Raw genomic sequence first — 11,269 nt, forward strand, 5'->3', positions numbered from 1 at the left:
CCGCATCAAGCCCCCTTGTCCTAGCAATTGGGCAAGGGGGTTTTTTGTTTAAAGGCAAAAGGCAAAAATCAAAAGTTAGAAGCGGGTCAGGGGTCAGATTTTTAACCACGAAGAGCGCGAAGGATCGCTAAGCTCAATTCCTTCGTGCTCTTCGTGTCCTTCGTGGATCAAAAATTCTATGGAATCCAGACGGGATAGCTACCATATTCAAAGGCTTGGATTGCCTGGGTTGCTGGATTCCACACCAGAACCTGCGGCGTTGCATAGATTGGCCCAGCCTCATCACAGCTGTAATCGCCCTTGGCAAAGGTCAGCCAATCGCCCGTTGGGTTCCATGCTGCTCCATGAATTGCTTGCCCATTATCGGCCAAAATTGGGCTTAAATTGGGATTACGGGCTGGTGCACTAAAATCTGGAGCCTGCACGCTCAACACTTGTGCACCCAAACAAGCACTAATATGAAAATTATCAATAAAGGCGATTTGCTCACGCTCTTGGTTAAATTGCAACCGCAAAATCCCATTGCCGCCTATGTCGGTCACGGCTTGGGGAGCACCATCAACCACGGCCCACCATTGCATGCCATTGCCCGATGCTCCCAGCAAATTAACTTGACCACCATGAAAATAGATTTGGTCGGCATAGCTCAAAAGTTCATCAACCGCCCAAGTGCCATGTTCATCTTCCACTAGCTCAAGTATTGGACTAAATGCACCATCATCAAGGTTGGCTGTGCCAATTTGATTGCCATTGTGCACCAGCAGCCCAAGCCCATCGCTGAGCCAAGCAGCACGATAACCAATCGTGCTCACCACGGTACTGGCGGGCGTAGCACTATTCAAATCATACACATCAACAAAGGCTTCGCCCATATCGGTTAATTTCAGCAGGGCAAATTTGCCATCGCCGCGCGGCGACCAAATTGGCTCAAAGCTACTGGGCAAGCGCAAAAGCTCTTGAAAATCGGTGGTGTAAATATGCAAAAAATCGCCTTTGAACACACTCAAATAATGCAGGCTGGGGTCGATTCCCAAGCGCGATAATGGCAATGATCCTTGTTCTTTGTAGGCCGTTTGCAAATCACCACCAGTTGGCGTGATTGAGTTAATTGCAAATCCCAAGGGATCGATAAAATAGATTCGGCCCGTGAGCATCGAAGTATCAACCAAGGCGTTGGGGTCGTCAAGCGTTGGTGTAGCAAGCTCGGCGGTTGGCTCGTTCGGAGCTAAACTTGCGGTAGCAATCACCTCAACTTGGGCGGCAGTGGTCAGGGTTGGCGGTGGCGTAATCGTCGGCTGAGCTGCTTGGCTGCCACATCCAGCCACAAGCAACAAGCTCAGCAGACCACTGAATAAACGTATGTGCATACAAACTCCTCAAATCAAAAAAGCGTGCCTTGGTTATAGCACGCTCCTGATCAATTCACCACGATAGCCAACTTAATCGCATCTGAGAAAAAGCTGATGTTATGGTTGCAATTGGACATCCATATGCACTGTTTGCTCGATTGGCACAGCCAACGATTGGCCAGCATCTTCACCTTCAAGCTTCATAATGACTGACATCGTTTGATCAAAGACGTTCGATTTCAACATCCCAGTTTTTTCATCAATCACCACAACACCCTTTTGGGTATTGCCGTTTTTACCATTTTCAATCGTCATTTTGATATTTTCATCTTCGGCCAAGCCTGGAAAGTTGAATTCGCCTAAGGCAAAATCGCCAGTCAGATCAAAGGTTGCCAAGCCCGCGTTACGTTCTTTCAAGGTATAGGTATTGGTCAAAACCATCGAGAAAATTTGCAAATTCAGATCGGTTACATCTTGCCATGAATCGCCAATCACCATAGGTTTACCACCAAATGGAATAATTGTGGCTTTAGCATAGCTTTGCTCAAGTGTTTTGGTCAGCATATCGCGCATCATGGCAACTTCAGGCGTGATTTCATTCTCACCGAGCATCTTGTCGATCCATTGATCCATGCCATCGATCTTGTTAACCGATGCTTCTGGGCTTAGGGTAATCGTGATTGGTTGGCCGGTCATGCCAGCAAATTGGGCTAACTCTGGTGAATCGGTGCTGGCAGCTGGATCAGTTGAATCGTAGGTCATGGTTTGATCAGCGGTTTGGCTTTCAACCCGAATCGAATCGATCATAACCTGCATCACGGTTTCACCTTCGGCTGAGACCGAAATGATATTTTGCTGCATTGCCATCGTGGTCGTAGTCACTTGGGTTTGTTCAGTGCCAAACATGCTTTGGGTTGTATGTTGCACTTGGGTTGATGTATAGCGATAGGTTTGATTTGGCTGAACATTCAATTTAAGCGTCAGGCTTTCGCTGTTGGTGGCGGCTTGCTCGTTTGTGCCACAAGCGACTAACCCCACCAAAACCAACAATACCAACATCCGTCGTAACATAAAGCGGCCTCAATTGCACTAAAAATCCAAGATCGCTCTCGCCGATCTTGGCATCTAATCGTACTAACTATACTCGATTTTTAGCGCAATAGTTCAGCCTTACGGTGGATTTAGCCTATTTTGCGGGCTTGACGACTAGCCAAGGCATATAACACCGTGGTGATCGTAAACGAGCCGCTAGGAAAACTGAAAAAGTAGCGCAATGAAAGCAGCGCCAAGCCCAACGAAACGGCACTATTAAACCGCCAGATCGAACGCAAACGGGCCAGATCATTGCCTAACGCTCGCATCACGAGCAAATTCAGGCCACCATAAACGATCAGCAAATAGCCCATCGCCAACGAAAAGCCCGTATTGAGTTCGAGCATGGTGCGTTAAGCGGCTGGCAATTGCACCTGAATTTGTTGCAAACGAGCCGTAACACCTGAATTAGCCGAGGTTTCAAATAATTGAAAATGCGTGTGACCAACCCCAACCAAGATAAAAATCCAAGCACTGAGCTTGCCAAAAAACCTTGGTTTCATTGATGTGCTCCTTGGATCAGCTGCTTGTTCCGTGGCGCAGCCCACCATGTTAGCCCCGCCAAAACCGCCAATAACAACCATTGCGGAGCCAACCAAAGCTGACCAGCCAGCAAATTCAGCCCTAGCCACAAGCCACTATAGGCCAAATATTGCCCAACGATCAGCCGTGCTTGTTCAAGCGGCTGCGGCTGGCGATCTAAGCGCCAAACTTGATAGGCCAACCAACCAAGATGGATCGTAATCATGTGCCAAGTTGCTAAAAGTTCGAGGCGTGGGCTGGCGGCCAAGGTAGTTTGGTTCATGGCTTGAATACCAGTTAATTGGCCGCCAACCCCATGAATTAACGCCGTTACCCCACCAATCAAGCCCACAATTGTTGTTCGTGCTAACATCATTTGCTCCTATGTGGTTGGCTGACCCGCCAAACCAGCCTTGATCATCTGATTGACGACGATATGATGAAATGGTCGAATCACATTGAAATAAACTGGCCCCGTCCAAGCGTGATAGCACACAATTGTGACCGTGTGCAAATTGTAATTGTTGCCACCAAGCGGCTCCAGCACAATCGCCAACCAAGCGGTGAGATGCGATTCGCTGGCCGAGGCCACCAAATATTGGCCTTCGGCAGCGGCTGTAACTTTGAAAAAGCCCAAGTTTTGGCCAACTTGCATGGGCACTTGTTCAGGTCGTAGCTGGTTTGAGTTGGGTATGCCTTGTTGGCGCATGCCCAATAAGCGCACAAAGCCCCAACGAATCGCATACAAACTTTGCATCCAACGTGGGTTATAGCCAATCATAGCCGCAATAAAACGGCGTAACTCATGCTCAGGCTGGGTTGTCTGAATTTGGCGGGTTTTAACATCAATATGATTCGATTGGGCGATCAGCGGTGCCAGAATTGGGTGCTGCGTGATCGACATCGGAGCCTCCTGGAATTGCATATAAACGTAAAAATTCGTCATAAATTTGGCGTAAACGAGCCATTGGCAACATTGGTTGCATCAAAATAGCGCCCAGCAAAATGCTATAGCCGTGTTGGGCCATTAACAAACCGCGCTCAGCATCGCCAGTAATCGCGCTACACAGTTCGGCCACAAAAGTTATGCGCACGTGATCGATGCGTTCGATCATGGCTCGAACCTCAGGATCAGCCGCAGCCCAGCCGCGCATGGCAATCTCCACATCCCATGGGTCGTTGGCAGCATAAATTGCCACAATCGTCAGCAAATCGAATAGGGCACGTAATTTTTGAGCTGGATCGTGATAGCCCGCCAAGTGCTGAATAATATCCAAGGTGTCTTGTTGCTCGAATTGCTGCAACAGCGCCGTTTTGTAGCTTGGCCAACCCCCAAAATGATGATAGAACGAGCCTTTGGTCACCCCCAGATCGGTGGTTAGGCGCTCAATCGTTAAGGCCGCCACTGATTCGCTGCTGAGAATGCTCAAGCCATGCTGCAACCAATCCTCACGTCGTACTCGCGCCATAGCTGCCTCCGTTATGCCATAACTAAAACATACCATACTGTATGGTATTGTCAAATCAGGTTAAAACTCTAAAAATATTATCCATGAAAAGCTTTGACATTGACTAAGCTGGCAACCTACAATGATCAAATGGTAAGGAACGGCCCTGACCACATGGAGAAATGTATGACGACTTCAGAACAGCCTCTCGCACCTACGCCCCCAATGGGTTGGAACTCGTGGAACATGTTTGGTAGTACGATTCATGAAGATTCAGTCCGTGCCACTGCTGACGTGTTGGTTAGCTCAGGCCTCAAGGATTGTGGTTATAACTATGTGGTGATTGATGATTGCTGGTCAACCAAAGTTGGCCGCGATGGCAACGGCGATTTGGTTGCCGACCCCGAAAAATTCCCCAGTGGCATCAAAGCGCTAGCCGATTATGTGCATAGCCTTGGTTTGAAAATTGGCATCTACTCCGATGCGGCGCATCTGACTTGCGCTAGTTATCCTGGCAGCTTTGGCTTCGAGGAGCAAGATGCCCAATTATGGGCTTCGTGGGGCATCGATTTCCTCAAATATGATTTTTGTTTTGCGCCAACCGACCAAGCCACTGCGATCGACCGTTACACCCGCATGGGCGAGGCGTTGCGCAAAACGAAGCGCCAATTTCTCTACTCGTTGTGTGAGTGGGGTGGCCGCAGCCCACAGCTCTGGGGTCGCTCGGTTGGCGGGCATATGTGGCGGGTCACTGGCGATATTTTCGATAGCTGGGTTGATATTTGGGTTGCGCCACACAAATATTATGGGGTAGGCATTGATACAGCGATTGATATTGCCGCCAATTTAGCCGAATACGCTGGCCCTGATGCCTGGAACGATTTGGATATGCTGGTGGTTGGATTGAAGGGCAAGGGTCAAATCTCTGGCGGTGGCTTATCATTCATCGAATATCAAACCCATATGTCGTTGTGGACGATCGCCTGCTCGCCCTTGATGATCGGCTGCGATATTCGCAATATGGATCGCGATACCACCAGTTTATTGACTAATCGCGAAGTTTTGGCCGTCAACCAAGATAGTTTGGGGATTGCTGGGCGGCGCGTGAAACAAACCGGCACGTGCGAAATTTGGAAAAAACCGCTCGCCGATGGCTCGTTGGCGGTTGCCTTGATTAATCGTGGCTCGATCGGCAGCGATTTAAGCTTGCGAGCCAGCGATATTGGCCTGCTCGATACGCCGAAATCAGTACGAAATTTGTGGGCGCAAGCAGATATTGCCGAGTTTGGCGAGGCTTGGCAAACCCGCATTCAACCCCATGAAACATTATTGCTCAAAATCAAAGCCTAAATTCACCAAAAACGCCCATGCGATCGTTGTGATCGCATGGGCGTTTCTTCGTTAATCAGGTTTAGGCATCGTTTTGAATCAAGCACATAAAGACTTTATACACCGGAATTTGCGGCACTGAGGTTGCTGTTGGCGTGCGAGTTGGGGTGTTGGTTGGGGTACGGGTTGGCGTATTCGTCGGCGTGTTGGTTGGGGTACGAGTTGGGGTATGGGTAAAGGTTGGCGTTGGTGGCGTACCCGTTGGGGTATTGGTTGGAGTACGGGTATTAGTTGGCGTATTGGTTGGCGTGTTGGTCACGGTATTGGTTGGCGTGCGCGTGCTAGTTGAGGTTGGCGTACTGGTTGGCGTGTTGGTTGCGGTAGCCGTATTAGTTGCGGTCACCGTTGGGGTATGGGTAATTGGCGTTGGTGTACCGCCACCCAAATCGCCCGAATAGCTAAAATCGTCGATGCCAATATACAGACCACGGTTTGCTGTATTGACAATATAATGGCGGAAGCCAATCCGACCGATGGTTGGTTGATTAATCCCGCTTAGCGTATAACTAAATTGCGCCCAGTCGCTACATGGATAGCCATCGCTGCCATCAGCATCATGACCAAATTCCTGATCAGGGTTGATTCGACCAAGCTGGTTTGAGAAATCACCAGTATTACTCCCACTAGCGACATTCGTGCTCGTTCCAGCAGTACTATAGCGAATATCTAAACGATCAGGGCCACCTGAACAACCAAGCGATCGAGTCCAAAAAGAGACAGTCTTACCATTTTCAAGTAATAATGGTGGGGTTAACAGCCAATTACTCACAATTGAATTGCTACCAAATGTTGAAGCTTCCCACGATGAACCCGCATAGGAATTGTTAGCACCAGAGTGTGAATCCATATCGTTACCATTGGAACGGCCTTGTTTCCAACGATTATGATCGGAAGTGTCATCATTACGTGGTTCGCTACCATTCACAATCACCCAACCATCAGCCAAAACATCGTTGAATGAATCAAAATTCTCATTCAACACCGTTGGCGCATTAGGTGCTTGCGGGCGAACCCAGCCTTGTAAACCGATTCCAACCAGCAAGAGTATCCCGAGTAGCGAGGCTCTAAAGCGTGTTGCCATTGTCGATCGACCTCCCAAATAATAAGTGCAGATAGTCCTAAGTATAAGAAAACACTCAACAATCTGCAACATGGAAATGGGAAGTTAGTACTAGGTAGCTTGGCAGCACTTGGCAGATAGCAACTAGGACTATCTGCCAGTAAACAGCTTAATTTAGCTCACTTTGACCACAATTTTGCCGCGTACCCGACTACTTTGCATGCGTTCGTGGGCCGCTGCCATGGCCGTGAAATCGTAGACTTGTTCGACTTCCACCCGCAATTTTTGGCTATCGATCAAGTTGGCAATCTCGGTTAATTGGGCTTGATTGGCCTGAACAAGATGGTTCAAGCTTTTGCCAGCATGGGCTGCGGCCAAATCGGCGGGCGGTGAACCAACAATCGTTACCAATCCAGCTTGAGGTTTTAACACCGCATACGAACGCGCTTGGACTTCGCCGCCAACGGTATCAAACACAACATCAACTGGTTCGATTTGTTGCTCAAACGGCGCAGCAGTGTAATCAACAAATTGATCAACGCCCAATTCGCGCACAAAGCCTTCATTCCGCGCCGAGGCCGTTGCAATCACATGAGCGCCGCGTAATTTAGCCAATTGCACCGCCACATGACCAACGCCGCCAGCCGCTGCATGCACCAGCACGCGATCGCCAGCCTGCAAACCAACCAGATCAAAGGCCTGCCAAGCAGTCAAGGCTACCAACGGCACAGCTGCGGCTTCTGCAAAGCTCAGGCTTTTGGGTTTGGCAGCAACTTCAAGCGCTGGAGCTACCACATATTCAGCATAGGCACCGCTAGGAGTGGGAAAATTGACCATGCCATAGACTTCATCGCCAAGCTTCCATTGGCTAACATTTGAGCCAACCGCAGCAATTGTGCCCGCCACATCCCAACCAAGCGCCACCGGAAACGCTTGCTCATCGAAAAAGGCGATCATACCTGAGCGCACTTTATAATCAACCGGATTAATCCCAATTGCATGAACTTTAATTAACACTTGATCGGCGGTAGGCTCAGGCCGCGCAATTTCTGCCTGCACTAATTCGTCAACGCCGCCATACCGATTAATTTGAATTGCCTGCATTGTCGTCATATCCAGATATCCTTCCATCTATACAAATATTGCTTTGCGCTTAGTATAAAGCGTGCTATGATTTTGACAAGAACGCACAATTTTGTCGGGTACTAACAATTTTGATACTATTGGATTATAAAGGGCTAAATCGTATGTGTCACAATTTTGAATCAGGCTATTCATGCCCAGTTGAGGCGACAATTGCGGTAATTGGTGGTAAGTGGAAGTGTGTGATTTTGTTTCATCTCTGCGATGGCAAGAAACGGTTTAGCCAATTGCAGCGCTTCTTACCATCAATTACGCAGCGCATGTTAACCCTACAATTGCGTGAACTTGAGGCCGATGGGGTAATTACGCGCACGGTCTACCCCGAAGTGCCACCACGAGTCGAATATGCGCTGACCGATTTTGGCGAAAGTTTGCGGCCAATTTTGTTTTTGATGCGTGATTGGGGTCAGGAATATCGCGAGGCGGTTGCCACGACCAAAGCGCGGCAAGCAACTCTCGCTAATTAAGGATTACTTAGCTTGCAACAAACGCCGATAGGTTTGCAAGGCAAGGGGAATGCGCGGGCCATACCAGGTCAATAACTGGCCATCGCAGCACGTAATTTGTGCCGCCAAGCCTTGCAATTCGTCAGCATCGGCTTGGCTAAATGCATAGGGTTCATCGGGCAGTAAAATGCAATCTGGTTGCAAGGCCGCAATCTCTGCCAACTCCAAACGTGGATAGCGCCCCGTTGGATCAGCCAAACAATTGCTAGCCCCGCAGCATGCCAATAAATCGGCGGCATAGGTCGCTTGGCCAACCCACATCCAAGGGTCGCGCCAAATTGCTGTGGCTACCCGTTGTTGGGTGGTTGGCTTCCGCGTAAGTTCAGCCTGAATCGCCGCAATCAACGAATCAGCTTGTTCGGCTCGTCCAACGATGCCCGCCAATTTGGCCAAGCTAAGCATTGCTTGCTGCACGCTTTCAATATCGCTCACATAAATCGTTAGGCCTGCTGCTTCGAGCGCTGCAATATCACGCTGGCGATTTTCTTCCTTATTGGCGATAATCAAATCTGGAGCCAGCCCAATAATTTGCTCACGATTGGGATTTTTGGTTCCGCGCACTTTGGACACTGCTGCCACTTGTTCAGCAGGCACAATACAATAATCAGTGATGCCCACAATTTGCTCGGCCAAGCCCAACCAAAATAGATACTCGGTCAAGCTTGGCACCAACGAAACAATTCGTTGTGGCACATGCTCAAAGTGCAGCAAACGCCCTAGATCATCGGTTATGTCAAACAAAGAGTTGTACCACAATATAAGTTACAAAGCTCAGAATCAAATTATAAAGCAACAGACTATAACCAACACTCACAAAGGTTTCTTCATAAGGCTTGGAAAATAATACTCGCAGCGCTTTCAAGGATGCAGCCATGAATAGTAAACTCAACGCTAGGTTGCCAAGGTTCCCAACAAAGCTAATGAATCCACCGAGCAAATAGAAAATTCCACCAATCACGAGCGTACTTGGCGGCCAAGCCATGGCTAAGGCCGTTGCAAATTCATCACGTTGGCGAAAACTCAAGCGCTGGCGTTGGGCGATAAATGAAATCAAGGCCGCAAAACCTGCCGTATGCCCAAGCACATTGATCAGCAAGCTTTGACCAGCCAGCCGAGCCGGAAAATGATAAATTAGTAGGCCAATCACTAGGATCAAAATGCCACTGACAAATGCTCCAATCGCAACATAGATTAAGGCATTTTTGAGCGAACCGCGCCCACGCACGAGGCCAAAGGGCGGCTCACTGGGCTTGCCAGCCAAGGCAATCGAGGCTTGCAGCAGTTCGGGTAATTGCATAGTTGGAGTGGGAGTGGTGGGCGGCGATGTTGGGGCAGATTGTGATGACGATGGCTGAGTGTTACGAAAACTCATTGGAATCCTCCACGCAAAGAGCGAGATTGCAATAGTTCGCGGTAGGTGGCGAGGGTTTGTCGCGCCACAACGGGCCAATCGAAGCTGCGCCGTACAATCGCTGCGCCAGCAGCACCCCATTGCGGCCAATATTCGCGCAAATCGAGGGCTAACCGCAGCGCATTGACCAAGGCCCGCTGATTGTTGGCTGGCACAAGCAAGCCATTATGGCCGCTGATAACTTTATCGGGAATGCCACCAGCCGCAGTTGCCACAACTGGCAAGCGATGAATCATGGCTTCGAGTGTGACCAACGACGAACCTTCATACAAGGTTGGATGAATGAACAAATCAACATGTTCATACAGTGAATGCAATTCACGATCACTCAGACGACCAAGCAGGCTGACATGTTGCGCCAAGCCTAGACTTTGGGCTTGCTGTTCAAGCGCTGCTTGCTCTTTGCCAGTGCCAACCATCAACAAACGCCAGCTTGCAGGCAGCAGATCGCGCAATTCGGCCAAGGCCGCCAAGAGCAGATGATAGCCCTTGTTGCGCTCCAAACGGCTGACGGTCAAAAAAACCAGATCGTGGTCGGCGAGCTGCAAGCGCTGCACCAACTCGTTGCCCAATTGCTCATCAACCTGGCCCAAGGCCTCAGCCACATCAATCGCCGAGGGCAACACCGCAACCCGCGTCGGATCAACGCCCAACAAATTTGGTAGATCGTCGGCGGTACAGGCATCGGTGGCAATTGCACAATCAGCTTGGCGATGACTCCACGAATATTGGGCACGAAACGGGGCATAGGCCAGTTGCTTGCGCCAATCAACATTCTTATATTCTTCCATGCCATGGGGGTTGGCCAATTGAGGAATCCGCCGCAAACTGGGTTGCTGTTGACGTACCAAGCCCCAGCCCAATGCACATAAACCTTGAGTATGCACAATATCAATCTGGCCTTGCTGAGCAGTTTTGGCCACAGCGCTGGCTTGTTGCCAAGTAAAAATCGGATAATTAAACTGTCGCCCGATAATGCTATTCGGTCGCAACCATGGGCTGGTGCGATCATAACGGGTTTCATGCAGTTCAATCAACGGGTTTTGACACAAACGAGCATAGGCCTCGCCAGCAGTTGGCACATCGTGGGGAATTGTCTGCGTCCAAAGATCGAGCTTAACTCCCAAATCGCTGAGATGGGTCACCAAATGAAAGACATGGCGCTCGATGCCGCCAAAGCCATGCAAGGGAAAAACCGCCCGACAAAGCATGGCGACACGTAATTGGTGATCGATTGAGGCGACTGGGGTTATTGCCATTGCACAACCAAACTAATTGAGTGCCCTCACCATCTCGTTCAAGGATAGGTTTTTCAACTAAGCATTGGTTGATCACCACCCTTCCGTCCC

Annotated in this window: 14 protein-coding genes; 2 read left to right on the forward strand and 12 right to left on the reverse strand. The window is 49.5% G+C overall.

The window, feature by feature from the left end; translation table 11 throughout:
* Positions 1-176: 176 nt before the first annotated feature.
* The 7 genes from DEF47_RS09860 to DEF47_RS09890 all read right to left on the reverse strand — a co-directional run bounded on the left by DEF47_RS09860 (position 177) and on the right by DEF47_RS09890 (position 4,432).
* Positions 177-1,367: a hypothetical protein gene (locus DEF47_RS09860; RefSeq protein WP_012191413.1), complete on the reverse strand. Its 1,191-nt coding sequence runs from the start codon at positions 1,365-1,367 to the stop codon at positions 177-179.
* Positions 1,368-1,466: 99 nt separating this feature from the next.
* The gene (locus tag DEF47_RS09865) at positions 1,467-2,420 is read right to left on the reverse strand and encodes a DUF6263 family protein (protein ID WP_012191414.1); all 954 of its coding nucleotides are present in this window, start codon (positions 2,418-2,420) and stop codon (positions 1,467-1,469) included.
* 110 nt (positions 2,421-2,530) lie between these two features.
* On the reverse strand, positions 2,531-2,788 hold the full coding sequence (locus DEF47_RS09870; RefSeq protein ID WP_012191415.1) for an LIC_13387 family protein: 258 nt from the start codon (positions 2,786-2,788) through the stop codon (positions 2,531-2,533).
* Positions 2,789-2,794: 6 nt separating this feature from the next.
* Positions 2,795-2,944, reverse strand: coding sequence for a hypothetical protein (locus DEF47_RS09875; RefSeq protein ID WP_287045113.1), 150 nt, complete (start codon positions 2,942-2,944; stop codon positions 2,795-2,797).
* Entirely contained in the window at positions 2,941-3,336 is a 396-nt protein-coding gene (locus DEF47_RS09880) for a hypothetical protein (RefSeq protein WP_012191416.1), read from the reverse strand. Before DEF47_RS09880 ends, DEF47_RS09875 begins: the two co-directional genes overlap by 4 nt.
* Positions 3,337-3,345: 9 nt before the next feature.
* Complete coding sequence (locus tag DEF47_RS09885; RefSeq protein ID WP_012191417.1) at positions 3,346-3,867, reverse strand: DUF2867 domain-containing protein; 522 nt, start codon at positions 3,865-3,867, stop codon at positions 3,346-3,348.
* Complete coding sequence (locus DEF47_RS09890; protein ID WP_012191418.1) at positions 3,809-4,432, reverse strand: TetR/AcrR family transcriptional regulator; 624 nt, start codon at positions 4,430-4,432, stop codon at positions 3,809-3,811. Before DEF47_RS09890 ends, DEF47_RS09885 begins: the two co-directional genes overlap by 59 nt.
* Before the next feature lie 165 nt (positions 4,433-4,597).
* Between DEF47_RS09890 and DEF47_RS09895 the strand changes: the two genes are divergently transcribed.
* Entirely contained in the window at positions 4,598-5,761 is a 1,164-nt protein-coding gene (locus DEF47_RS09895) for a glycoside hydrolase family 27 protein (protein WP_012191419.1), read from the forward strand.
* Between the two features lie 61 nt (positions 5,762-5,822).
* Here the strand turns inward: DEF47_RS09895 and DEF47_RS09900 are convergent, their stop codons facing one another.
* Both DEF47_RS09900 and DEF47_RS09905 read right to left on the reverse strand, forming a co-directional pair.
* Positions 5,823-6,881: a choice-of-anchor J domain-containing protein gene (locus DEF47_RS09900; protein ID WP_012191420.1), complete on the reverse strand. Its 1,059-nt coding sequence runs from the start codon at positions 6,879-6,881 to the stop codon at positions 5,823-5,825.
* Positions 6,882-7,034: 153 nt separating this feature from the next.
* Positions 7,035-7,973, reverse strand: a complete 939-nt coding sequence (locus tag DEF47_RS09905; protein ID WP_012191421.1) for an NADP-dependent oxidoreductase — start codon at positions 7,971-7,973, stop codon at positions 7,035-7,037.
* A gap of 110 nt (positions 7,974-8,083) precedes the next feature.
* Between DEF47_RS09905 and DEF47_RS09910 the strand changes: the two genes are divergently transcribed.
* The gene (locus DEF47_RS09910; protein ID WP_502697251.1) at positions 8,084-8,470 is read left to right on the forward strand and encodes a winged helix-turn-helix transcriptional regulator; all 387 of its coding nucleotides are present in this window, start codon (positions 8,084-8,086) and stop codon (positions 8,468-8,470) included.
* Between the two features lie 3 nt (positions 8,471-8,473).
* Here DEF47_RS09910 and DEF47_RS09915 read toward each other — a convergent pair whose 3' ends face one another.
* The 3 genes from DEF47_RS09915 to DEF47_RS09925 are packed head-to-tail and all read right to left on the reverse strand — an operon-like array spanning position 8,474 to position 11,179.
* Entirely contained in the window at positions 8,474-9,250 is a 777-nt protein-coding gene (locus DEF47_RS09915) for a helical backbone metal receptor (protein ID WP_287045114.1), read from the reverse strand.
* Positions 9,243-9,881: a hypothetical protein gene (locus DEF47_RS09920; RefSeq protein ID WP_012191424.1), complete on the reverse strand. Its 639-nt coding sequence runs from the start codon at positions 9,879-9,881 to the stop codon at positions 9,243-9,245. The genes DEF47_RS09915 and DEF47_RS09920 overlap by 8 nt, the downstream gene beginning before the upstream one ends.
* Positions 9,878-11,179: a glycosyltransferase family 4 protein gene (locus tag DEF47_RS09925; RefSeq protein WP_012191425.1), complete on the reverse strand. Its 1,302-nt coding sequence runs from the start codon at positions 11,177-11,179 to the stop codon at positions 9,878-9,880. Before DEF47_RS09925 ends, DEF47_RS09920 begins: the two co-directional genes overlap by 4 nt.
* Positions 11,180-11,269: the final 90 nt, after the last annotated feature.

It is taken from the genome of Herpetosiphon sp. (assembly GCF_003512625.1).
Lineage (GTDB): Bacteria > Chloroflexota > Chloroflexia > Chloroflexales > Herpetosiphonaceae > Herpetosiphon > Herpetosiphon aurantiacus.